Annotated in this window: 19 protein-coding genes; 14 read left to right on the top strand and 5 right to left on the bottom strand. The window is 69.9% G+C overall.

Translation table 11 applies throughout. From position 1 onward, the window contains the following. Window positions 1–45: 45 nt before the first annotated feature. Entirely contained in the window at window positions 46–990 is a 945-nt protein-coding gene (locus tag AB0A95_RS11155; protein ID WP_357555535.1) for an acyltransferase domain-containing protein, read from the bottom strand. 293 nt (window positions 991–1283) lie between these two features. Here AB0A95_RS11155 and wrbA point away from each other — a divergent pair, with 293 nt between their 5' ends. The 3 genes from wrbA (at window position 1284) to AB0A95_RS11170 (ending at window position 3558) form a co-directional block, all read left to right on the top strand. Next, window positions 1284–1883, top strand: coding sequence for an NAD(P)H:quinone oxidoreductase (gene wrbA / locus AB0A95_RS11160; RefSeq protein WP_357555536.1), 600 nt, complete (start codon window positions 1284–1286; stop codon window positions 1881–1883). 146 nt (window positions 1884–2029) lie between these two features. After that, entirely contained in the window at window positions 2030–2770 is a 741-nt protein-coding gene (locus AB0A95_RS11165) for a GNAT family N-acetyltransferase (protein ID WP_357555537.1), read from the top strand. 50 nt (window positions 2771–2820) lie between these two features. Then, window positions 2821–3558 carry a tetratricopeptide repeat protein gene (locus tag AB0A95_RS11170; RefSeq protein ID WP_357555538.1) on the top strand — a complete coding sequence of 246 codons (738 nt, stop codon included), beginning with the start codon at window positions 2821–2823 and terminating at the stop codon, window positions 3556–3558. Window positions 3559–3564: 6 nt separating this feature from the next. Here AB0A95_RS11170 and AB0A95_RS11175 read toward each other — a convergent pair whose 3' ends face one another. Next, the gene (locus AB0A95_RS11175) at window positions 3565–6354 is read right to left on the bottom strand and encodes a BTAD domain-containing putative transcriptional regulator (protein ID WP_357555539.1); all 2790 of its coding nucleotides are present in this window, start codon (window positions 6352–6354) and stop codon (window positions 3565–3567) included. 223 nt (window positions 6355–6577) lie between these two features. Here AB0A95_RS11175 and AB0A95_RS11180 point away from each other — a divergent pair, with 223 nt between their 5' ends. From AB0A95_RS11180 to AB0A95_RS11190, 3 genes are all read left to right on the top strand, one after another. Further along, a complete protein-coding gene (locus tag AB0A95_RS11180; protein WP_357555540.1) occupies window positions 6578–7039 on the top strand; it encodes a PLAT/LH2 domain-containing protein in 462 nt (153 codons plus the stop codon). A gap of 128 nt (window positions 7040–7167) precedes the next feature. Further along, a complete protein-coding gene (locus tag AB0A95_RS11185; RefSeq protein ID WP_357555541.1) occupies window positions 7168–7464 on the top strand; it encodes a chorismate mutase in 297 nt (98 codons plus the stop codon). 55 nt (window positions 7465–7519) lie between these two features. Continuing rightward, entirely contained in the window at window positions 7520–7738 is a 219-nt protein-coding gene (locus tag AB0A95_RS11190) for a hypothetical protein (RefSeq protein ID WP_357555542.1), read from the top strand. Between the two features lie 147 nt (window positions 7739–7885). Here the strand turns inward: AB0A95_RS11190 and AB0A95_RS11195 are convergent, their stop codons facing one another. Then, entirely contained in the window at window positions 7886–8647 is a 762-nt protein-coding gene (locus tag AB0A95_RS11195; protein WP_357555543.1) for an IclR family transcriptional regulator, read from the bottom strand. Between the two features lie 226 nt (window positions 8648–8873). Here AB0A95_RS11195 and AB0A95_RS11200 point away from each other — a divergent pair, with 226 nt between their 5' ends. Both AB0A95_RS11200 and AB0A95_RS11205 read left to right on the top strand, forming a co-directional pair. Then, window positions 8874–10085 (top strand): fumarylacetoacetate hydrolase family protein, encoded by a 1212-nt coding sequence (locus AB0A95_RS11200; RefSeq protein WP_357555544.1) that lies wholly within the window; start codon window positions 8874–8876, stop codon window positions 10083–10085. After that, window positions 10082–11599 (top strand): aldehyde dehydrogenase family protein, encoded by a 1518-nt coding sequence (locus AB0A95_RS11205; RefSeq protein WP_357555545.1) that lies wholly within the window; start codon window positions 10082–10084, stop codon window positions 11597–11599. The genes AB0A95_RS11200 and AB0A95_RS11205 overlap by 4 nt, the downstream gene beginning before the upstream one ends. 94 nt (window positions 11600–11693) lie before the next feature. Here the strand turns inward: AB0A95_RS11205 and AB0A95_RS11210 are convergent, their stop codons facing one another. Continuing rightward, window positions 11694–13217: an alpha-N-arabinofuranosidase gene (locus tag AB0A95_RS11210; RefSeq protein WP_357555546.1), complete on the bottom strand. Its 1524-nt coding sequence runs from the start codon at window positions 13215–13217 to the stop codon at window positions 11694–11696. Window positions 13218–13913: 696 nt separating this feature from the next. Here AB0A95_RS11210 and AB0A95_RS11215 point away from each other — a divergent pair. The 6 genes from AB0A95_RS11215 (at window position 13914) to AB0A95_RS11240 (ending at window position 22391) form a co-directional block, all read left to right on the top strand. After that, a complete protein-coding gene (locus AB0A95_RS11215; protein WP_357555547.1) occupies window positions 13914–14936 on the top strand; it encodes a LacI family DNA-binding transcriptional regulator in 1023 nt (340 codons plus the stop codon). Window positions 14937–15082: 146 nt separating this feature from the next. Next, complete coding sequence (locus tag AB0A95_RS11220; RefSeq protein WP_357555548.1) at window positions 15083–17254, top strand: alpha/beta hydrolase-fold protein; 2172 nt, start codon at window positions 15083–15085, stop codon at window positions 17252–17254. A gap of 102 nt (window positions 17255–17356) precedes the next feature. Beyond that, window positions 17357–18697: an extracellular solute-binding protein gene (locus AB0A95_RS11225; RefSeq protein ID WP_357555549.1), complete on the top strand. Its 1341-nt coding sequence runs from the start codon at window positions 17357–17359 to the stop codon at window positions 18695–18697. Between the two features lie 81 nt (window positions 18698–18778). Next, on the top strand, window positions 18779–19720 hold the full coding sequence (locus AB0A95_RS11230; protein WP_357555550.1) for a sugar ABC transporter permease: 942 nt from the start codon (window positions 18779–18781) through the stop codon (window positions 19718–19720). Then, complete coding sequence (locus AB0A95_RS11235; RefSeq protein WP_357555551.1) at window positions 19720–20604, top strand: carbohydrate ABC transporter permease; 885 nt, start codon at window positions 19720–19722, stop codon at window positions 20602–20604. Before AB0A95_RS11230 ends, AB0A95_RS11235 begins: the two co-directional genes overlap by 1 nt. Before the next feature lie 59 nt (window positions 20605–20663). Further along, window positions 20664–22391 (top strand): IlvD/Edd family dehydratase, encoded by a 1728-nt coding sequence (locus AB0A95_RS11240; RefSeq protein ID WP_357555552.1) that lies wholly within the window; start codon window positions 20664–20666, stop codon window positions 22389–22391. 79 nt (window positions 22392–22470) lie between these two features. Here AB0A95_RS11240 and AB0A95_RS11245 read toward each other — a convergent pair whose 3' ends face one another. Beyond that, complete coding sequence (locus AB0A95_RS11245) at window positions 22471–24204, bottom strand: cellulose binding domain-containing protein (RefSeq protein ID WP_357555553.1); 1734 nt, start codon at window positions 24202–24204, stop codon at window positions 22471–22473. Window positions 24205–24223 lie beyond the last annotated feature (19 nt).

The raw sequence follows: 24223 nt of genomic DNA on the forward strand, positions 1-24223 counted from the left end.
GCCGCGGCCGCGGGGCACCCGGTGCCGGCCGGCAGTCGGATGAGGCTAGATCGGGAATCGGCCCCGGTGCCAGCGCCAGTGGCGGCCGGCCCGCAGGTGGTCGACGACCGCACGCTGGAGCACGGTGCCGCGCGGCAGTTGGTCGAGTGGTGTGGTCAGGGTGCGGAACGCGAACCGCAGCACCTCGACGTCGGCGTCGATGCCTTCCGGCTCCTCGTACGGGTCCAGCTCGAACCGTTGCTGGAACCGGATGATGTTGGAGCCCTCGGGCAGGTACTCCCGCAACTGCGGGTCCAGCAGCCAGGAGCCGCAGGCGAACGCGGTGTAGTGCTCGTCGGGGAAGTGGCGGGGAAAGAACGCGCGGGCGTGGTCGAGGGACGCCTCGACGGCCGCCGGGGTCAGCGGCCCCGCCTCGGGGATGTGCAGATCGATGGCGGTGCCGCCGCGCTGGTGCTGAAGTCGGCCCAGCTCGTAGAGGCCGCCGCGTGCGTGCAGCGTCAGCCAGCTCTGCATGACCGGCCAACCCTCGCGGCGCATCCGCCTGTCGATCGCGAGGTTGCGGCCCAGGTCCGCCAGGGTCACCCAGGACACGTCGTCGGCGATGCCGTGCTCGCGGTGGTATCCCCGGACGACGTCGACCAGGGCCAGGTACGCGTACACGTAGAGGTGCCGCCAGGCGGGGCCCCGGTCACGCGGCAGCGCGGGGCCGGGCGGCAGCCAGCCGTGGCCGCCGAGGTCGGCGAGAACGAGAGCGATGGAGCGGTCGAGCAGCCACCGCAGCTCCGGAGTCCACAGTGGCGAGCCGGGGTCGGGCCAGCCCGCCATGATCTCGGCGGCGTCGTCCGGTCGCACGGCGAGCCGGTCGAGGATCGCGGGCACGTCCGCCTTGGCGGGCAGCGGAGCCGACGGCCGGCCGGCGGCGAGGCGGTGTACGCGGTCGACGTCCTCGACGGGCACCCCGAGTCGGTCGGCGGTGACGTCCAGATCCACGCGGCCGATCGTACCGGCAGCGGACTCGCCCGATCGGCCGCCGGTTCTCCGCTCCGTGGTCGCCGCCGCCGGTTGGGGTGATCGACTCGGTTTCCTGAATGTCGGGGCGTCCGGGCCGGTCGGATGGCCCGGTTTTCCGAAAGCCGAGCCGATCGTGGTGCGTAATGGGCAGTTTGTCGGCATTTCCCGCCCGGCCGGGCCTCGGTGGCGGAAGCCGCGCCGCCGTTGCTAGAGTCAGATTGTTGCTGGCGCAAATTTATCGCCAGCAAATACTTCGAGAAGGGACCCCTTCGATGGCCAAGCTCGCCGTCATCTACTACTCCGCCACCGGCACCATCCACGCCATGGCCCAGCGGCTCGCCGAGGCTGGCGAGAAGGCCGGCGCCGAGGTGCGCCTGCGTCAGGTTCCGGAGCTTGCCCCGGCGGAGGCCATCGCCTCCAACGCCGCCTGGAGCCAGCACTTCGACGCCACGAAGAACGAGGCGAAGGCGACCGCCGACGACCTCATCTGGGCCGACGCGGTGCTGTTCGGCTCGCCCACCCGGTTCGGCAACATCGCCAGCCAGCTCAAGCAGTTCCTCGACACCCTGGGCCCGCAGTGGGCGCAGGGCCTGCTGGCCGACAAGGTGTACGCCGGCTTCACCGCGACAATGACCGCCCACGGTGGCCAGGAGTCGACGCTGCTGGCGCTCTACAACACGATCCACCACTTCGGCGGCGTGGTCGTCGCGCCCGGCTACACCGACCCGCTGAAGTTCGCCGACGGCAACCCGTACGGCGTCTCGCACGTCACCGGCGGCGGCAACGACGCGCCGCTCGGTGACGCTCAGCTCAACGCCCTCGACCACATGGCTCAGCGGGTCGTCAAGATCGCCAACAAGCTCGCCGCCTGACCGCCCTCGCTGGGGCCGGTTTCCATCGACGGAGACCGGCCCAGGCATACTCGAACGCTTCCCGGGCTGGTCCGGGGGGCCGCGGAGCTGGGGTTGGTGACCGCGGGCAACATGAGGGGGTTCCGATCAACACCATCGCCGAGCGGATGGCGGCGTCGTACTTCGACGCCATCAAGAACCTCTGTGCGGTCACCCCGAAGGGCTGGTACGCCGAGCGGGGCACCGCCCGCGCGTCGCTGACCCACTCCGGGGTGGCGACGCTGAACGCGGCCTACGACACGACGCTCGAACCGGACCTCGTGGCGCTCGACGAGATGGCGGTCGAGGTCGGCAGACAGACCACGCGCTGGTCGATCATGGTTCGCGGCGAGGCGGACGACGAGGTCCGCGCTCTCGCGGCTCGACACGGGCTGCTGCACAGCAGTGCTGTGCCGATGCTGGCCTGCGGCGCGGAGGACGTCGTGTTCCGGGCCGACGCAGGGCGGCGAGAGTCGGTACGCCAGGTCCGCGCGACGGAGGCCGACCTCTACACCGACGCGCTCACCAGGGGCTTCGAAGCTCCCGAGGGCATCTTCGGTTCGCTGATGGGCGGCGGTGTGCTCGACGCCGACTCCATCACCGGTTACCTGGCCGAGGAGTCCGGTCGGCCCGTCGGCACCGGGCTCGGGATGTCGACCTCCGGCGTGGTCGGCGTGTTCAACATCGCCGTCGTGCCATCCGCACGAGGCCGCGGGCTGGGCCGAGAGATCACGGAGGCCGTGGTGCGCGATGGCATCGCGGCCGGCGCGGACGCCGCCTACCTCCAGTCCAGCGCGATGGGCCGGGCGCTCTACGAGTCGATGGGGTTCGGTCTCGTGGAGACCTGGACCCTCTTCACAGCGGGCTGACGAGCACGCGTTCACGCAGGATGACCGCTGCGGAGAGGGAAAGAACAGACATGGGTTTCAGCGACGACGTCCGCGCGGCCTTTCGACGGGGCGAGACCGCCGCGGTGGTCCGGATGAGCGAGGTCGAGATCGACAGGGCGCGGGCCGCCGGCGATCCGGCGGGAGAGGTGGAGGCCCGCTACAGCCTCGCCCGGGTCGCCATCCGCGGCGGTGACCTCACCGGTGGGGAGGCACGCGCCCGGGAGGCGCTCGCGGTCGCGGTGGGAGCCGGCGACCGGAGTCTGGAGGAGCGGCCCCGCCACGTGCTTGCCGCCGTGGCACGGATGTCCGGTGACCTGGCCCGCGCCCGGGAGCTCTACCGGGACAGCATCGCGCTCAACGAGGCCCTGGGCCGGCCCGAGGTCGTCAACTCGGAGACCCACAACCTCGCGTTCTGCGAGCTGGGTCTCGGCAATCTCGACGCGGCGGGGGCGTTGTTCGCCACGAGTCGCGAGAGGGTCTTCCGCAACGGCTGGGCCGACTTCGTCCCGTACGTCTGCCTGGCGGGCGCCGCGCTCGCGTCCGCCCACGGCGACCACGCGCGGGCCGCCCGGATGGTCGGTGTCACCGACGCCGCGTTCGCGGCGCTGGGCCAGGTGCCCGATCCCGACGACGCGGCCGACCTGGCGGCCGTGCGGGCGGCCGCGGTCGAGGCGCTCGGCCCGGCCGGCTACGCCCAGGAGTACGCGCGGGGCCAGGGTCTCGAACCACAGGCGGCGTTCGCCGACGGTGACGACTCCGCCGGCTGAGCTGGGTCAGGCGCAGGTCGACGGGGCGGTGGGGCGTACCGACGGGTGGTGGCGGAGCGTGGCGCGGAGCCGGTCGGCGTCGGGATGGCCGAGCGCGGCGAGGATGTCCAACGCCCGCAGCCAGGCGAGCCGAGCGGCCTCCGGGTCGCCCGCCGCCTGGTAACTCTCCCCGGCGTGGGTGAGCGTGTCGGCCTCGTAGTAGCGGTCACCAAGGTCCCGAAACAGCTCCACCGCCCGTTGGTAACAGGCGGTGGCCTGCGGGTAGTCGCCGAGGTGGTGGTGGGCGTAGCCGATGCTGTCCCAGGTGTTGGCCTCGCCGAACCGGTCGCCCACCGCACGGAGGAGGTGCAGTGCCCGCCGGCAGTGGCGCAGGGCCGCGCGGTGGTCGCGGAGCTGGGCGTACTGCCAGCCGACCGAGTTGAGAGCGCGGGCCCGCAGGGCCCGGTCGCCGATGGCTTCGCACAGCCTCAGTGCGTGTTGGGCGTGCGACAGCCCCTCCCGGTGACGCCCCTGCCGGGCGCAGACCCAGGCGATGCTGCGGGCCACGTGCGCCTGGCCGGTCACGTCACCCAGCCGGGCGTACAGGCGGGCCGCCTGTCGGAGTTGGGCGTGCGCCTCGGTGAACTGGCCGAGTTGGGCGCGGGCACGGCCGAGACCACGGCGTACGCTCGCGGCTGCCCAACTGTCGGCGAGCAGGTCGGCGGCGGTCAACGCCGTCTCGTGGGTCGCTACCCAGTCCTGCCAGTGCCCCTTGCGGTCGAAGAAGTCGGCCATCGTCCAGGCCAACCGCCACGCGTGCGCGTACAGCCCGTCGTCGGCCGCGCGGCTGATGACGTTGAGCAGCACCGGATGCTCCGCGACGAACCAGGCCATCGCCTGCTCGGCATCGGCCGGCGCCACCGCCGTGACACCGGGGTGGGCGATGCCCAGGTCGATCGGGTCGCGGAAGGGTTGCAGCAGCCGGGCACCGGCGTACGCGACGTGCAGATAGGAGTCGAGCGCCCGGCGCACGGCACGTTGGCGCTCGTCGTCGCTGTCGAGGTCGTGGGTCAGCTCGCTCGCGTAGACGCGTAACAGGTCGTGGAACGCGTATCGGCCAGGCGTGTGCTCGATGAGCAGGTGGGTGCGGGTCAGCTCGGTCAGCAACGACCGGGCCTCGCGCAGGGGGGTGCCGGCCAGGCTGGCCGCCGCGGGCACGGCGATGTCCGGGCCGGGATGCAACCCCAGCAGCCGGAACATCCGACCGGCCGCCGGGCTCAGTGCCCGGTAGGACCACGAGAAGACCGCGCGTACGTCGGTGGTCGGGTCGCCGCCGTCGAAGGCGTCCAACGCGTCGGCGGCCTCGCGTAACTCCCCGGCCAGGGCCGCCAGCGGGAAGCCGGGGCGGGTGGCGGCCCGCGAGGTGGCGACGGCCAGCGCGAGGGGCAGCCGGGCGCAGCTCGCGATGATCTGATTGACGGCGGTCGGCTCGTTGGCCACCCGATCGCTGCCCAGCCGGCGGGCCAGTAGGTCCCGGGCCTCGCCCGCGGGCAGCAGGTCGAGCGCGAGCGGGTGGGCACCCTCGCCGGCGACCAGCGAGGTGAGCTGGTTGCGGCTGGTCACCACGGCGAGGCACCCGGCCGAGCCGGGCAGCAGCGGGCGGACCTGCTCGGCGTCGCGTGCGTTGTCGAGCAGGACGAGGGTCCGCCGGCCGGTCAGCACGCTGCGGTACAGGGCGGCCTGGGCGGGCAGGCCGGCCGGGACCCGCTCCACCGGCACACCGAGCGCGTCCAGGAAGCCGCGGATCGCGTCGGCGGGATCCAGCACCGCCCCACCGGCGTCGAAGCCACGCAGGTTGACGTAGAGCTGGCCGTCCGGGAAGCGGTCGGCGACCTGGTGGGCCCAGTGCACCGCGAGCGTGGTCTTGCCGACTCCCGGTGTCCCGGAGAGAGCCGCGATGACCATCGTCTGCGGGTCGGGGGCACCCGGCCGGCCGAGCCGTTCGTCAAGCCAGCGCAACTCGACGTGACGACCGGCGAAGGCGCGTACCGCCGGGGGTAGTTGAGCCGGCGCGGACGCGCGGGCCACGACCACCTCGCCGGCCGGCGCCGACCAGGCGAGCGCCGGGTCCTGCGCCAGGATGGCACCCTCCCGGTCGCGCAACGCCCGGCTCGGCTCGATGCCCAGGTCGTCGCGCAGGGTGCGGCGCAACCGGCGGTACGTCGCGAGCGCGTCGGACTGTCGACCGGCGCGGTAGAGCGCCACCATGAGTTGTTCGTGGATGTGCTCGTCGAGGGGATGTTGCTGGGCCAACAGCTCCAGTTCCGGTACGAGTGCAGCGTGCTCGCCGAGTGCCAGGCGGTTGTCGACGAGTGCTCGCACGGCGACCAGCCGAAGGTGCTCCAGGCGTTCGGCCTGCGCGTGTAGCCAGTCGATGCTGGCGACGTCGACAAGTGAACGACCCCGCCACAGGGCGAGGGCACCGGCCAGCAGCGTGCGGGCCTGACCGTGGTCGATCGACCGGGTGCCCGCACGGATGAGCCGCTCGGCCACCTCGACGTCGGTGGCCTCGCCCGGCAGGTCCAGCACGTAGCCCGGTGGACGACCCACGATCGCGGCACGGCCACCGAGGGCGCGACGCAGGTAGGACACGTGGCTCTGGAGGCTGTTCGGCGCGGTGGCGGGAGCCCGGTCGCCCCAGATCACGTCGATCAGGCGATCGCTGCTGACGATGACACCCGGGTGCAGGGCGAGCACCGCGAGCACGCCTTTGCGGCGGAGGCCGGAAATCGGCTGGGCCGTCGTCTCCGTTGTCACGTCGACTGGTCCGAGAAGCCTGACTCGCACTGCGCCGCCCCCGCCTCGACCACACGATTCGACTCAGGTTATCGACGGAACAGGCGGCCTGGACGGCTCAGTCGGGCACCGGACGGTGCCGCAATTTCAGCGCCACGTCAGCGGCGCGCCAGTAGGCGCTGCCACAGTCGTTCCACTGCCATCACGGCAATCACGAACAGGTCTCCAGAGGGGGAAGTCAGCGATGAGATTCCGAATTCCTGTCGCAGTCGGCGGCGCGCTCGTCATGATGGTGACGGCGTTGCTCGGCGGCACCGCCGCCAGCGCCGCCAAGGCCGGTGACATCGGCATCAACGCTGTTCAGAAGTACACGATCTTCGTTCACACCGCGAACATCAACGGGGCCGGCACCGACGCCACGGTGAAGATGAAGGTCTACGGAACGGTCGCCGAGTCGCCCGGCTACGTCAACCTCGACAACTCGGCCGACAACTTCGAGCGCAACAGCAACGACTATTTCGGGCCATTCTCGTGGTTCGACATCGGCCGCCCCGACTTTATCGGCGTCTACAAGGGAAGTAACGGTTCCGAGTGGTACCCGGAGTACGCGCAGATCTACGCGCACGCCACAGGTACCTGGTACAACTGCCCGATGAACGCCTACTACGGCGACGGCGAGGAGACCCGTTGGTTCGACTGCCCCTGATGTCGAGCGACGCAGCACCACGACGGTGTCCCCGACCATCTCGGCGGTCGGGGACACCGCCGCGCTCGGCGTTCACCGTGGGTTGGCGGCGGTCCGCGCGTCAGGTCCCGCTGTGCCACGATTCCGGCATGACAGACACCGCGTCGGCGCTGGCCGACATCCGCGCCCAGATCGACGAGTTGGACGCGGCGCTCGTCGGGCTGCTCGCCCGGCGGGAGGCCCTGGTCCGGCGAGCCGCCCCGCTCAAGAGCGACAAGCAGGCGGTCCGTGCGCCGGACCGGGTAGCGCAGGTGGTGGCCCGGGTCCGCACGCTGGCGGACCAGGCCGACGCGGACCCGGACCTGATCGAGCGCATCTACCGCGCCATGATCCAGGCCTTCATCGACATGGAGACCGACGAGCACCAGCGGCTCGGCGGCGTCTGAACGCTCCGCCGCCAGCACGCGTTTGTGGCACCGGCCCGTCGGGCACAGAATCACCATGGCGAATGAACGGGTCAAGTCTGTCGGCGGCTACTTCATGCGACTTGTCGGCGGGGTGGCGGTCATCCTGGGCCTGCTGGGCATCTTCGCGACCCTGGCCCAGGGCAACGTCACCGGGCTGGTCCTCAGCATCATCTTCATCGTGGGCGGTGTCGTCCTGCTCAAGCGGTCACCAGACCTCGGCGGAGCGGGTCGCCGGGAGCGCGGACACGCGTGACCCTTCACGGCGGCGCGACCGCCTCCCGCACCTGAGCGCGGGAGGCGGTGTGTCCGGCTCCCGTACCCCCGTGCGGGTGTCACGCGCGACTGCCGGCGACCGTCCGCATCGTCGGTGGCGATGACGCCAGGGGGTGGGGAGCCGAAGCTACTCGGTCGACGGGGGTGTGTAGCCGAGTTCGTTGGAGATCTGGTTGGCGGTCTCCAGGAGGCGTGGCAGGTTGCTCTTCAGTTGGTCGAGGCTGGCGATGACCTCGATCGCGGTGATCGAGGCGGCGGCGATGACCTGGCCTCGGGAGTCCCTGACCGGCGCGGCGACGCACATCACGTAGGCGTCGTGTTCGCCGTTGTCGGTGGCCCAGCCGTTTTCGCGGATGCGGACGAGTTCGGCTTCGAGGGACTCGGCGTCGGCGAAGGTGGTGTCGGTGAATCTCTCGAAGACGACGTGCGAGAGCAGGCGGTCGCGTTCCTCCGACGGCAGGTACGCCAGGATCGTCTTGCCGACGGCGCTCGCGTAGATCGAGACGGCCCGCCCCACCCGGGACGGCAGCTTGACGGCGTCGAACGCCGGGCTGTCGACCTTGTCGATGTAGATGATCTCGTCGCCGGTCAGTTGCGCCAGGTGCACGGTGTGGCTGGTCTCGCGCTGTAGCGCGCGCAGGTGCGCGGCGGCGAACTGGCGCAGGTCCATCGAGCCGAGCGCGAGCTCGGACAACTCGATCAGACCGCTGCCGAGCACGTAGGTGCCCGCGCCGGTCCGGCGTACGAAGCGCGCGGATTCCAGTGTCTGGAGGATCCGCAGGGCCGTGGACTTGTGGACGCCGAGCACCTCCGCCGCCTCGGTGAGCGACAGTGGGTGCTCCGCCGATCGGCGGATGAGATCGATCGCGCGGCGGATCGATTGCGCCATGATTGTGCCTCCCCTCGAAGCGACAAGCGCGCCATCGTTGCGTTGCAGTATGTGCAATGTAGACGACGCGATGTGCAATCACGGCTTGACACCGTTGCGCATGGCGCTACGATCGTTGCAATTTCATATCGAAGACGCTGAGTCTTGACACTGGAGTAACGATGGGTAACCAGCGCGCCTGGTGCTGGCGTAGCGGGCCGGTCTTCCGCACCTCGGAGAGCGGCTCATGACGGTGCCCCAGCCTCGGCGACAGCCCGACGACGCGGACTGGTTCGGGACCGCCGCCGAGGCGCTGCCGGACGACGTCGACGACAGTGTCCTCATTGGCCGGATCTGGGATCCGGCCGGCGGCGGCCCCTCGCCCGTGACCGTCCGAGACGGTCAGGTCATCGACCTGAGCCGGCGATTCCCCACCATCCGGGACATCTGCGAGCTGCCCGACCCCGCCGCGACGGTGGCCGGCCTCGACGGGCCGCCGCTGGGCGACATCGGGGAGATCCTGGCCAACACGGGTGCCGCGACCCGTGACCACAGCCGGCCCTGGTTGCTCGCCCCGGTCGACCTACAGGCGCTCAAGGCCGCCGGCGTGACCTTCGCCGTCTCGCTCATCGAACGCGTCATCGAGGAGCGGGCCCGCGGTGACCTGGCGCTCGCCGCGGACATCCGGCACCGGATGCTCGCCGACATCGGTGCCGACCTGCACAGCCTGGTGCCGGGCTCGGCGGAGGCCGAGCGGCTCAAGAGCCTGCTGGTCACCGAGGGCGTCTGGAGCCAGTATCTGGAGGTGGGGATCGGGCCGGATGCCGAGATCTTCACCAAGGGCCAGATCCTCTCCGCCGTCGGCACGGCCGTCCCGGTGGGGGTGCTCGCCACGTCGACCTGGAACAACCCGGAGCCCGAGGTCACGCTGATCATCCAGTCCAGCGGCCGGGTCGTCGGCGCCACCCTCGGCAACGACGTGAACCTGCGCGATGTCGAGGGCCGTTCGGCGCTCCTGCTTCCCCTGGCGAAGGACAACAACGCCTCGTGTGCCCTGGGTCCCCTGATCCGACTGTTCGACGAGCGGTTCGACCTGGCGCGGGTACGCGAGCTCGAGGTGAGCCTGGACGTCCGCGGAGTGGACGGTTTCCACCTGGAGGCGGTCTCGCGGATGACCCAGATGTCGCGCGACCCGGCGGATCTGGTGCGACAGCTGATCGGCCCGCACCACAGCTATCCCGACGGCGCGGCCCTGATGCTCGGCACGATGTTCGCGCCCACCCAGGACCGGGACCGCCCCGGCGAGGGCTTCACCCACAAGGTCCACGACGTGGTACGCATTGGCTGCCCGGCGCTGGGCACCCTGGTCAACCGGGTACGGCACGCCCAGGAGTGTGCGCCCTGGCAGTTCGGCGTCCGGGATCTGATGGGCAATCTGGTAAGGAGAGGACTGCTGTGAACGTGGTCAGCACTGTCGACCCCCGCGACGGTCGACGTCGTACGACGGCACTCACCGAGACGGACGAGCCTCGACTGGAGGTGATCGCCGGCCAGGCGTCGCACGCCGCGCGGTGGCTGTCCGGCCTGGGCAGACTCGGCCGGGCGGACCTGTTGGACGCGATCGCCACGTCCCTGGAGGCCCGTCGCGGGGACCTGGTCGCGGCGGCGGAGGCGGAGACCGGGCTGAGCCACTCGCGACTCGACCAGGAACTCACCCGGGCGGCGGTCCAGTTCCGGATGTTCGGCGACGTGCTGCGCGACGGGGGCTACGTCGAGGCCGCCATCGACCACGCCGCCGACACACCGCTGGGACGCGGCCCGGACCTGCGGCGGATGCTCGTACCCCTCGGGCCGGTGGCCGTCTTCGGAGCCAGCAACTTCCCGTTCGCCTTCTCCGTGGCGGGCGGTGACACCGCCGCCGCGCTCGCCGCGGGCTGCCCCGCCGTCCTGAAGGCCCACCCGTCACACCCGTTGACCTCGCACGCCTCGGCCGAGGCCATCGCGGCGGCCGTCCGCGACCTGGGCGGGCCCGACGGTGTGCTCGCGACCGTGTACGGCGAGCAGGCCGGCCGCGCGCTGGTGCGCCACCGGGCGATCCGCGCGGTTGCCCTGACCGGCTCCGTCGGCGCCGCCCGTGCCATCCAGGCGGCCATCGACGAACGGCCCGATCCCATTCCCCTCTACGCCGAGCTGAGCAGCGTGAACCCGATCGTCGTCCTGCCCGGCGCGGCCGCCGACCGGGCAGAACAGATCGCCGAGGGGCTGTTCGCGTCCTTCACCAACTCCGGCGGCCAGCTGTGCACGAAGCCCGGCTTGGCGTTCGTCCCGTCCGATCCGAGCGGTGCCCGCCTGGTCGACACGCTGCGGGAGAAGGTCGCCGCCACCGGCGGTGCGATCCTGCTCAACGACCGCATCCAGGCCGCGTACGAGAAGCAGGCGACAGCGTTCGAACAGGCCGGTGCCCGGGTCTCGGCGCGCGCGCAGATCGACTCCGACGAGGGTTTCCGCGTCGCTCCGGCGCTCCTGGAGGTCGATCTGCCGGGTCTCACCGCCGAGATCGCCGACGAGTGCTTCGGCCCGCTCATGGTCGTGGTGCGCTATGCCGACGTCGCGGCGCTCGACGCCGTGCTGGCGACAGTCCCCCCGTCGCTGACCGGTTCCATCCATCGTGGACCCGACGACGACGCCGGTGTCGTACGCCGGCTCGTCGACTGGTTCGCCGGCCGCTCGGGCCGCATCGTCTTCGACGGCTATCCCACCGGCGTGCGGGTGTCGTGGGCCCAGCACCACGGCGGGCCCTGGCCCTCGACGAACGCCGTGCACACCTCCGTCGGCGCCACCTCGATCCGGCGCTTCCTTCGTCCACTGGCGTGGCAGGACGCCCCGGCCTGGGTCCTTCCCGAGGAACTACAGGACGGCTACACCGCCATTACCCGCCGCGTCGACGGGAGGTTGGAGCAGGCGGCGCGATAGCCGCCGCACCCATCGACCTCCCCGGTGCGGTGGGAGAAACCCCGGCCGCCACCCCTGGTGACAGCAGTGGCGGCCGGGGCGCCGCCTCAGCCGGTCACGGGGTGGCTGCCGTGGCCCGCATCCGCAGCATCGTCCAGGACGCGGGCGGCAGCGTCAGCCGGACGTCCGCGTCGGCCTGTCGCGCCGTGTCGTTGGGTCGCGGCTCGGCGTGGTCCGGGCCGTCGGCCGTGTTCTTGGCGGCCAGGTCGGTGCCGCCGACAGTGACGCACTCGATGACCGCGGTCAGTTGGACGCCGCTGACGTCGACTGTCACCTGGGCCGGGATGTCGGTGTCGCGGTTGACGAGGAACACGGTCAGCTCGCCGGTGCTGTCGTCCCAGGTGGAGACCGCGTCGACGGCCAGCACGTCACCGTGGCGGTCGGTGGTCGTCGTGCTGCCGTCGCGGAGCACGTCGAGCACCGCCCCTCGGGCGTGCCGGGCGGTGCGGGCGAACGGGTGGAAGATGGTCTGCCGCCAGGCCGAGCCACCGGGCTCGGTCATGATCGGTGCGATGACGTTCACCAACTGCGCCTGACACGCCGCCGCCACCCGGTCGCTGTGCCGAAGCAGGCTGATGAGCAGGCCACCGACGACGACGGCATCGGCCACGCTGTAGTGATCCTCCAACAGCGGCGGCGCGACCGGCCAGTCCTCGCCGCTCGGCGGGGTCGAGGGGGCGGCGGACTGGTACCAGACGTTCCACTCGTCGAACGCGATCATGATCTTCTTGGTCGACCGGCGGATCGCACCGACCGAGTCGGCGATGGCCGTGACGGCGTCGATGTACCTGTCCATGTCCTCGGCGGAGGCGAGGAAGCTGCGCAGGTCGTCGTCGACCGGCTGGTAGTAGGCGTGCAGCGAGATCAGGTCGACGTCGTCGTACGCCTCGGTGAGCACGTCGCGTTCCCAACTGCCGAACGTGGGCATGCCGAGGTGGGAAGAGCCGCAGGCGACCAGCTCCAGATCGGGATCGAACCGGCGCATCGCCTTCGCGGTCTGCGCCGCGAGGCGCCCGTACTCGGTCGCGCTCCGCTGGCCCACCTGCCACGGGCCGTCCATCTCGTTGCCCAGGCACCACAGCCTAATCCCGTACGGGTCGACCGCACCGTTGTCGCGCCGCTTGTCGGCGAGGTGACTGCCAGCGCGGTGGTTGGCGTACTCGAGGAGGTCGACAGCCTCGGCGGTGCCCCGGGTGCCGAGGTTGACCGCCATGATCGGTTCGGCGTTCGCCCTGCCGAGCCAGCGCATGAACTCGTCCAGCCCGAACGCGTTGGTTTCCAGGCTGTGCCAGGCGAGGTCGAGCCGGGCCGGCCGTTGCGCGACCGGCCCGACGCCGTCCTCCCAGCGGTAGGAGGAGACGAAGTTGCCGCCCGGATAGCGGACAGTGGTCACGCCCAACTCGCGCACGAGCGCGAGGACGTCGCCCCGGAAGCCGTCGGCGTCGGCCGTCGGGTGGCCCGGCTCGTAGATGCCGGTGTAGACACAGCGACCCAGGTGCTCCACGAACGAGCCGAAGAGTCGACGCGGCACCGGCGCGACGCGCCGACGTGGGTCCAGGCTCAGACGCGCGGTGTGCACGGCGCCTCCCCACTGACCATCGGCGCGTTCCCGGCCTGCCGGTCCGGCCTGGCCAGGGCCGGCAGCGCGCGGCGGCGGGGGAGTGGACATCCGTTGCCGGCCAGGTGCTCCGGCGGGTTGTCGAGGTGGGGGTTCAGGACGGGCTCCCTTCGTAGCGGCCCCGACGCCGGGGTCTCTGCCGTGGCAGCGGAACCGAGGGGTGGTGGGGGCGGTGCGAGGTCTGGACATCGTGGTGGCTGTCGATTACCTTCTCGATCTATGTAAACGTTACCGATTACGTTTGCGGTAGGGAACACGACGTCTGCGGTCAATGTTCGCCCGGCCGGGTGACCACTGCCGAGGTGGCGACCGGGGCGCCGGAGGGGATGCGCCACCACGGCGGGTCGCACCGGTTATCGGTTTACCGCACTCCGTTTCGCCGTTTGCTCGTCGTTGTGTGTAATCGATTCCGACGACGCTCACCTGCCATTCTTCCGGGTCGGGCGACCGTGAGAAATCGGCATCTTCCGGCGGCCCCGGCGAGGGGCGGTCGGCCACCTTCTCGTGACGATCCCGTCAGTCCATCGTGTTCCCGCAACTGTCCTGGTAGGACAGTTGTGCCCGGCTCCGGAGGTCTTGTGCTCGTAACCCCTGTCGGTTACGTTGGCAACACCCTGGAAACGTAACCGATAACGATTGCAGTCCAGATGGAGCGGCGTGATCGAGGTCAATGCCCCGGCGACAATGAGTGATGTGGCACGGGTCGCCGGCGTTTCCACGGCGACCGTCTCGCGGGTGGTCAACGGCCATTACGGCGTCAGCGCCCGCACAATAGCTCAGGTCCGTTCGGCCATCGAGCAGCTTGGCTACGAGTCGAGTCTGGTGGCCACGAGCCTCCGGCGCAGCCGCACCAACGTCCTGGGCCTCGTGACGCACAGCTTCCAGTCGTACACGGCGGAGGTGCTCAAGGGCGCGATGAATGCGCTGAGCCGCTCCGGCTTCGACCTGATCATCTACGCCAACAGCGACCTCTACGGATCGTATTCGGAGGGTTGGGAGAAGCGGCACGTGACCCGCCTGTCGGGCACCCTCACCGACGGGTGCATCGTCGTCACACCCTGGGGCGAGGTGCAGAGCCGGACGCCGATCGTGGCCATCGACCCGGTGCGGGGCTCGACGGCGCCCTCGGTGACTGCCGACAACCTCGCGGGCGCGACCACCGCCGTCGAGCACCTCCTGGGCCTGGGCCACCGACGCATCGGGTTCATCGCGGGGCGGTCCAGCCTCGCGGCGGCCTGGTCGCGGGAGGAGGGCTACCGGGCGGCGCTGCGTGACGCCGGCCTCCCTATCGACCCGACGTTGATCGGCGAAGGGGACTTCAACCCCGAGTCGGCGGTCCCGCTGGCGCGCGCCCTGTTGCAACGGGCGGACCCGCCAACGGCGATCTTCGCGGCGAGCGACGGCATGGCCCTCAAGGTGCTGGAGGTCGCCGCGCAGTTGGGGTTCTCGGTCCCCGGGGACCTGTCCGTCGTCGGATTCGACAACATCCCGGAGTCGGCGCTGACCGACCCGGGTCTGACCACTGTGGACCAGTCGATGTACCACCTCGGGTACGAGGCCGCGCGCATGTTGAAGTCGCTGGTGACCGGCGAGTGGGAGGGGCCGCGCCAGGTCGTGCTCCCGACCGGCCTGGTCATCCGTGGGTCGAGCGCGCCACCACGAGGCACGGCACGAGGGTGACCCAGGCCCGCGCGTGATTCCCGTCAGGTGCGCCAGTGGCAGGACGGCGAAGGAGGTGTGCACCGCAGACCCACGGCGAGATCCGCCGATGAGTTGAGCCGGTCAGTCGGGTCGCATCCGCTGCCGGCGCAGGAAAGGAGTGGAGCGTGACAACCGAAACGTACCACTGGCGTTCACGCCGATCGGGCGTGCGCCGGCTCTCGGCGGTGTTCGCCGCCGGGGTCGTGGCGGCGGCGACTGTTCTGCTCGCGCCGCAGCCGGCCGCGGGAGAGACGCCGTGGCTGAACGTCTCCCCGGATCGCTACGCCTCGTTCACCGTTCCGGCGGCCTACATCCAGGAGCAGCTGGGCACCGTGTCGCAGGTCGTCGTCGAAGGCAACATCGGTCCCTCCGCGGCGTGGGCGGAGTTTGGTCTGACCCGGCGTGGCGACGTCTGGTCGGGCATTCTCGGCCCGCTCAAGCCGGGGCTCTACCAATACCAGCTCACCGCCGACGACACCTTGAGCCTCAAGGATCCGACGAACAGCACGGGTGTGGCGTCCAAGCCCCTGCTGAGCACCTTCCTCGTCGCGGGTGACGCGGCCCGGTGGCTGGCGGACGTGCCGCCGGGCACCGGCGGCAGGGTCGAGACCCTGACCTACCGGACCGGGAGCGGGCAGCGGTCGGCCCTGGTCTGGACACCACCGGGGTACGCGGCCAAGGGCCCCGGGGGCTACCCGGTGCTCTACCTCCAGTCCGGCGATGACGTGCCCGCCACCGACTGGCTCGACCTCGGCCGGAGCAGGCAGATCCTCGACAACCTCTCGGCCGAGGGCGCCAGCAGGCCGATGGTGGTCGTGATCAACGACGCCGACGGCGCGGATGGCAGGGCGCTTCGCAAGGCGGTCGCCGACAGGTACCGGATCCTGCGCGACCCGGCGCACCAGGCGATCGCGGGCGTGTCCGACGGCGCGACGCAGGCGCTGCGAGCCGCCGTGGCCAGTCCTGGCCAGTTCGCCCACGTGGGCTGGTTCTCGGGCCACGCGGCTCCGACCGTCGACCGGAGGGACGCCAGGGCGGTCAACCGCGCGGTGAAGTTGCTGCGCCTCTACACGGGCAACGTGACGGATCCCGCCTACAACACCACCTACCGACTCATGCGGGCGTTGGACCGGGCCGATGTCAGGTTCGAGTTCGACGGGGTCAACCCGGACGGCGGCGCGAACTGGCAGACCTGGCAGGAAAATCTGGTCGACTTCGTGCCGCGCCTGTTCCGGCACGTGTCGGACCACGGTCCGAGCCCCGGTCACCGGCCGCTGAAGGGGGAGTTCGCCCCGCCGCCGGCCGGCACCACCCCGACGCCCTTCGTCACCAGGGACGGGTTCGTCACCTTCGAGACCACCACCGACTTCACGGACGCCCAGCACGTCACGGTATGGGCGAACATCGCGCCGGGCGGCAGTTGGCTGCGCGTGCCGCTGACCCGCGAGGGTGACCGGTGGCGAGCGACAGTGGGCCCGCTGAAGCCCTGGTTCTACTACTACCGGCTGATCGTGGACCGGGTCGCGGTCAAGGACACCGCCAACCCGACGACGGTGACCACCGAACCGACGTGGAGCACCTTCCTCCTCCCCGGGCCGGGCGCCCGCCTGCTGTCGGACGTGCCCGCCGGCCGGGGCGGCACCGTCGAGAAGATGACCTATCTGAGCACCGTGGCGGGTCAGGAGCGCACCGCGCTGGTGTGGACACCACCCGGCTACGATCCGGCCCGGCCGCAGCCGTATCCCGTGCTCTACCTCCAGCACGGCGGCGGCCAGAACCACACCGACTGGGTCGAGATGGGCCGCGCCAAGCAGATTCTCGACCACCAGTTCCTCGACGGCGACCTCACGCCCATGGTCGTCGTGATGGGCAACGGCAACTCGTCCAACTTCAACGCGGAGTTGCTGGACAACATCGTGCCGACGGCCCGCGCCCGCTACCACGTCTCCAGCGAGTCGTCCCAGCAGGCCATCGCCGGCCTGTCGATGGGCGGCGGGCAGGCGCTGGGGGTGCTGCGGGCCTACCCGGGTGAGTTCGCCTACGTCGCGGCACTGTCGGCCGGGTTCGGCAGCGGCACGGGCGTCGACGTCGAGGCGATCAACAACGGGACCACGATGCTGCGCCTGTACGTCGGCGACCAGACCGACTTCGTGTACCCGAGCTTCATGGCGTCCCTGACCACGTTGAACACCCTCGGCATCCGCTACGAGTTCGACGGGGTGACGCCCGGGCCGCACGGTTGGGACGTGTGGCAGAAGAACCTCATCGACCTGGCGCCGCGTCTGTTCAAGCGCTAGGAGCAGCGTGTCCGGCGGCCACCGGGAGCGGGCTTCCCGCGCCCGGTGGCGCCCGCCGAGCAGGAGACTCTCGCACCGCCGACCCCGGAGGGAATCACGTCGATGAAGACGAAACGAATACTCGCCACGGTGACCATGCTCGCGGCCGGGGCCGGCCTCGTCGCCTGCTCCTCCGACGAGGGGGGCAGCGACGCGAGCAACTGCACGAACACCATCAGCAAGCAGAACGTGCCGGTCGTGACGATGTGGGGCTGGTATCCCAACACCCAACTCGTCGTCGACAACTTCAACAAGCAGCACGACGACGTGCAGGTCTGCTGGACCAACGTCGGGCAGGGCAGCGACGAGTACGACAAGTTCCAGACGGCCATCTCGGCCGGCACCGGCGCGCCCGACGTGATCATGGTCGAGGCGGACCGGATCCCGACCTTCCAGATCCAGGGCGCGCTCGTCGACATCAAGAAGTACGGCTACGACGCGGTCAAGGCCAACTACGGCGAGGGTGCCTGGAAGGACGTGTCGGTCGGCGACGCGGTCTACGGCGTACCGGTCGACGGTGGCCCGATGGGCATGATCTACCGCAAGGACATCTTCGACAAGTACCAGATCACCCCACCGAAGACCTGGGCCGAGTACGAGCAGGCCGCGCAGAAGGTGAAGGACGCCGGTGGCCCGCTGTTCGGGGACCTGGGCGCGAACGTCCCGGCGGTGCTGATGGCGCTCCAGATCCAGAAGGGCGCCTCACCGTTCACCTTCGATCCGGCGCAGCCGAAGTCGATCGGCGTGAAGCTCAACGACCAGGCCTCCAAGGACGTGCTCGACTACTGGGGCGGCCTCGCCAAGAAGGGCCTGGTCGGGACGCAGGACCAGTTCACCCCGGAGTACATCTCCGGCGTGATCGGCGGCAACTACGCGACGTACATCTCGGCGGCCTGGGCGCCGGGCTATCTCACCGGCGCGGGCGTCGGCAAGGGCCAGGACACCGGCAAGTTCGCCGTGGCGCCGCTGCCGCAGTGGGAGGTGAACAACCCCGTGCAGGTCAACTGGGGCGGGTCGGCCTTCTCGGTGACCAAGCAGGCGAAGAAGCCGGAGCTGGCGGCGAAGGTCGCCTACGGCCTCTACGCCGACAAGGAGTCACTCACCGACGGCTGGACCAACCAGATCATCTTCCCGCTCAACCTGACGGCGCTCAACGACCCGGCGTTCATCGACCTGAAGGTGGCGTTCTTCGACGGTCAGCAGGCCAACAAGGAGGTCTACGTCCCCGCCGCCAACGGCTACAAGGGCGTCGCCTACGCACCGTTCGGTCAGTACTACCTCGACGCGATGACGAAGCAGATCAGCGAAATCATCAAGGGCTCCACAAGCGGCTCGCAGGCCGCCGACAAGCTCCAGGACGACGTGGCGAAGTACGCCAAGGAGCAGGGCTTCACCGTTCGGTGACGCCAGGGGTGGGCCGTGCCGCCGCTGGACGGCCGGCCCACCCTCCCACGACCCGTAGCGTCCACGTCCCGGAGACCACAGATGACACTCCTGACCGAGCAGCGCGCCGCGCGTACCCGCGCCGAGACACGCACGACCCGTGGCAAGGTGCACCTTCGCGAACACCTGATGGGGTGGTTCTTCGTCGGGCCGTTCGCTGTCGTCTTCCTGGCGTTCCTCATCGCGCCGCTGGGCTACGCGCTGTACCTCAGCCTCTTTCAGAAGAAACTGATCGGCGGCACCAGCTTCGTCCTCTTCGACAACTACGTGAAGGCGTTCACCGACCCGAGCTTCCTGTCCGGGGCGTGGTTCGTCATCCGCTTCGCCATTGTCGCCATCCCGGTGCAGATCGCCATCGCGCTCGCGGTGGCCCTCATCCTGGACGCGGTGACGTCCGTGTTCGCCCGCTTCTCCCGCCTCATGATCTTCCTGCCCTACGCGATTCCGACGGTCATCGGCGCGGTGATGTGGGGTTTCCTCTACAGCAAGGGCTTCGGCCCGCTCACCGACATCTTCGGGCTGTTCGGGGCGACCGCACCCGACTTCCTGGGCAGCAACCTGATCTTCTACGGCCTGCTCAACGTCGTCACCTGGCAGTGGGTGGGGTATTACATGATCATCCTGTACGCGGCGTTGCAGGGGGTCGACCCGACGCTCTACGAGGCCGCCCGGATGGACGGCGCCGGGCGGTGGCAGGTCGCGCTGCGGATCAAGATCCCGCTGATCGCGCCCGCGCTGAGCCTCATCCTGGTCTTCGCGCTCATCGGCACCCTGCAGTTCTTCAACGAACCGCAGATCCTGCGGTATCTCGCCGCCGGCACGATCGGCACGGACTTCACCCCCAACATGTACGCGTACCAGCAGGCGTTCTCGCTCGCCAACTTCAACTACGGATCGGCGATCTCGTTCGCCCTCGGCGGCATCGTGTTCATCTGCGTGTACGTGTTCCTGTTCCTCACCCGCAAGCGGAGGAGCTTCCTCTGATGGCCAACCGCACAAGCGTCAGCGCAGGCCCTCGCCGACCGCAGCGCTACCTGCCGCTACAGATCCTCCTCGGCTTCATGGTGATCTACTTCCTCGTACCCTTCTGGTGGGTCGTCGTCAACAGCTCCAAGGACGCACCGGGTCTGTTCGGCGGCGGCAACACCATGTGGTTCTCCGACCAGATCGACTACGTCGGCAACCTCAGGCAGCTGTTCACCTACGACGGCGGCATCTACCTGCGGTGGATCCTCAACTCCACGTTGTACGCGATCGCCGGCGGAATCGGCGCCACTGTGCTGTCGGTGCTGGCCGGCTACGGCTTCGCGAAGTACCGTTTCGCCGCCCGGCGCTTCAGCTTCGCCGTCGTGCTCGGCGCGGTGATGGTGCCCGCCACCGCCCTGGTCATCCCGACGTTCATCCTGTTCTCCCGGCTCGGCCTGACCAACACGGTCTGGGCGGTGATCCTCCCGTCGCTGCTCAATCCGTTCGGCGTCTACCTGATGCACGTGTACGCGCGGGACGCGGTGCCCGACGAGCTGCTGGACGCGGCGCGGGTCGACGGCGCGGGCGAGCTGCGCACGTTCGTCCAGATCGCCCTCCCGCTGATGCGCCCCGCGGTGGTCACCGTGCTCCTGCTGTCCGCGGTGGCCTCCTGGAACAACTACTTCCTGCCGCTGGCCATGCTCTCCGACAACCGGCTCTTCCCGGTGACCGTCGGCCTCGGCCTCTGGCAGGGGATCGCCTCGGCGAACAACACGGGAGGCACCTCGCTGTGGAGCCTCATCATCCTGGGCTCGCTGGTCTCGGTGATCCCACTGGCCATCGCGTTCTTCAGCCTGCAACGGCACTGGCGCGGCGGGCTGTCCGTCGGCGGCCTCCGGTAGGTGCCACCCGTGACCGCCGCGGACCCCCGCGGCCGCACGCATGACAGAGAGGTGTGCTGATGTCGACGACGGATCGTCCGCTGCGCAGCGGGCAGTGGTTCGGTGCGGAGGGCCGCAACGGGTTCATCCACCGGTCCTGGATGCGCAACCAGGGTTTCGCCGACGACGTCTTCGACGGTCGCCCGGTGATCGGCATCGCCACCACCTGGTCGGAGCTGACACCCTGCAACGCGCATCTGCGCGATCTGGCCGAATCGGTGAAGCGCGGCGTGTGGGAGAGCGGCGGCCTGCCGCTGGAGTTTCCCGCCATGAGCCTGGGTGAGCCCCTGATGCGGCCCACGACAATGCTCTACCGCAATCTGCTGGCCATGGAGTTGGAGGAGTCGGTCCGCGCCAACCCCCTGGACGGGGTGATCCTGCTCTCCGGCTGCGACAAGACCACCCCCGGCCTGCTGATGGGCGCGGCGAGCGTCGACCTGCCCACCCTGATGATCACCGGTGGCCCGATGCTGAACGGCAAGTTCCGGGGCCAGGACATCGGGTCGGGCACCGTCGTCTGGCGTTTCACCGAGGAGCAGCGCGCCGGCCGGATGACCGCTGCCGACTGCGCGGAGGCGGAGGTCGGCATGTCCCGCAGCCGGGGGCACTGCATGACAATGGGCACCGCCTCCACGATGGCCTGCGTGACCGAGGCGTTGGGCGTGCAACTGCCGGGAGCGGCCGCCGTGCCGGCTGTCGACTCGCGCCGGTACGCGCTCGCACAGGCCGCCGGCCGCCGGATCGTCGCCATGGTCGAGCAGGACCAACGGCTGTCCACGGTGCTGACCCGGGAGGCGTTCGAGAACGCCATCCGGGTCAACGCCGCGATCGGCGGTTCCACGAACGCCGTCGTGCACCTGCTGGCGATCGCCGGCCGCCTCGGCGTCCCGCTGACCCTGGAGGACTTCGACACCCTCACCGCCGACGTGCCCATGCTCGTCAACCTGATGCCGTCCGGGGCGTACCTGATGGAGGACTTCGCCTACGCGGGCGGCGTGCCGGCGGTGATGAACGAGATCGCCTCGCTGCTGCACACGGAGCACGTCACCGTCAGCGGGAAGAGCGTGGCCGACAACATCAGCGGCGTCCAGTGCTGGAACCGGCAGGTCATCGGCACGATGGCCGAGCCGTTCCAGCCCGCCGGTTCGGGCACCGTGGTGCTGCGCGGGTCACTCGCTCCGGACGGGGCCGTGCTGAAGGTGTCCGCCGCCTCCGCCCACCTTCTCGCGCACACCGGGCCGGCGCTCGTCTTCGACCGGATCGAGGACTACGTCGTCGCCGCCGACGATCCCGACCTGGAGGTCACCCCCGACACGGTGATCGTGGTCCGAAACGCCGGCCCACGCGGTTATCCCGGGTTTCCGGAGGTCGGCAACGTGCCCATGCCGCGTCGGTTGCTCGAAGCCGGCATCACGGACATGGTGCGGATCTCCGACGCCCGCATGAGCGGCACCGGCTATGGCACCTGTGTCCTGCACGTGGCACCGGAGGCGGCGGTGGGTGGCCCGCTGGCGCTGGTGCGCACCGGCGACCTGGTCCGGGTCGACGTCGCGACGCGGCGCCTGGACCTCCTTGTCGACGACACGGAACTCGCCCAGCGCCGCGCCGCCTGGCAACCACCACCGCTGACCGCCGACCGGGGCTGGGCAAAGCTGTACAGCGAACACGTCCTACAGGCCGACCAGGGCGCCGACCTGGACTTCCTGGTCGGCGGCAGCGGCAGCGCCGTGCCGCGCCACTCGCACTGACCGTCGCGAAGCGGGAGCCCCGGCTGGTTGCCGGGGCTCCCGTGACGTCGGGCCGGGTGTCAGGGTCGAGCTGCGGTGTTCAGAGGGTGAAGACGAGCGTGGAGATGCTGCGCGCGCCGACGTTGATGGTGGCCTGACCGCCGTTGACACTCGTCGGCTGGCTTGCCGCGTTCGCGTTCTGCGAGGTCAGGAAGTGCTCGGCCTTGGTGACGTTCTGCGGTGCCTGGATCACGGCGTTGTTGACCGCGCTGTTGGACCGGTTGAGGATCACCAGCGTGATCTTGCCGTCGCCCTGGTAGGCGGTCACCTCCAGCGGTGACGCCTTGGAACTCTTCGTCAGGCCGACCCGCTGGTAGCCGGGGCGGACGTACTTGGCGTACTGCGAGAAGGCGTACCCGCGCTTGAGCGGAGCGCCCGCGACGGTGCCGAACGCGGCCTCACCGTCACCGATGAAGGAGTAGTAGCGCTTGCCGTACCACCAGATGTAGGCGCTCCAGTTGGCCTCCATCGACCGGTGCACGGTGCGCATGATGTCGTCGAGTGTCTCGTTCCAGACCGTCTGGTTGGCGGGGTTGCCCCAGATGTTGGAGCCGCCACCGTCGGCCTCGTGCAGGTTCCACTCGGTCATCCACACCGGCTTGTTGTACTGCGCGGCCAACGGGTACGGCTTGAGCCGGCCGGAGTCCTCGGTGCCGTACAGGTGTCCGCCGATGTAGCCGATGTTGTTGCGGGCGGTGGTGTCGTTGAGGGTCGGGTCGGTGAAGTTGTAGTTGAGGTTGACCGCCTCGGCGACCATCAGCTTGGTGTTCTGCACCTTCGTGCCCTGGTCACGGACGAAATTGCGCAGCTCGGTGCCGCTCCAGTCCATCGAGTCGTAGTTCGGGTGCCAGTCGGGTTCGTTCTGCACCGACGTGACGTCGATGTTCACGCCCTGGCCACGCATGTACTGCACGTAGCTGTTGAGATGGTTGGCGTAGTCGTCGTAGTAGTCGGTCTTCAGCTTGCCGCCGTTGACCCGGCTGTTGTTCGTCTTCCACGCCGCCGGCGCGGTCCACGGCGAGGCGAGGATCTTCACGTTCGACCCGTACGACTCGGCCGTCTTCAACGAGTCGACGTGCGTCGCCCACTCGCTGGACTCCGGCGACAGGCCGGTCCGCACGATGGACAGCCCCAACTGGTTGGCGCCCATCCCGACAAGCGTCTGCGTGTCCGTCGTCGACCAGGCGCTGCCCCAGATCGACTGCGCGGCCCCGAACCCGTCCACGGTCTGGTACCTGGTTGCGCTGTTCACAGTGATGTCCGCCGGCCCGTTCGGCGGCGGAGTCGTCGGCGGCGGCGTGGTGGGCGGCGGGGTGGTGGGCGGTGCGCTGGTCGGTGGTGGCGTGGTCGGCACGGGGTCACCGGTGCAGACCACCCCGTTGAGCGTGAAGCTTGTCGGAGCGGGGTTGCTGCCGGTCCACGAGCCGTTGAAGCCGAACGAGACGGTGCCGTTGGTGGGGATGGCCCCGTTGTAACTGACGTTCTTGGCGGTGACCGCGGCACCGCTCTGCGTCAGCGTCGTGTTCCACGCCTGCGTGACGGTCTGCCCGGCACCGTAGGACCAGCCAAGCGTCCAGCTGCTGACCGGGTCACCGAGATTGGTGATGGCGACGTTGGCGCCGAAGCCACCCTGCCACTGCGACGACACGCTGTAGTCCACCGAGCAGCCGGCGGCTGCCGCCCCGGCCGGCATCGCCAGGGCGACCCCGGCCGATGCCAACAGGACGGCACTGGCCGACACCAGCGCCGTGTTTGTCCCTCTTCGTCTTCTCATGCGACCTCTCCTGACATGG

Origin of the sequence: Micromonospora sp. NPDC049230, from assembly GCF_040647875.1 — a bacterium.
Taxonomy (GTDB): Bacteria; Actinomycetota; Actinomycetes; order Mycobacteriales; family Micromonosporaceae; genus Micromonospora.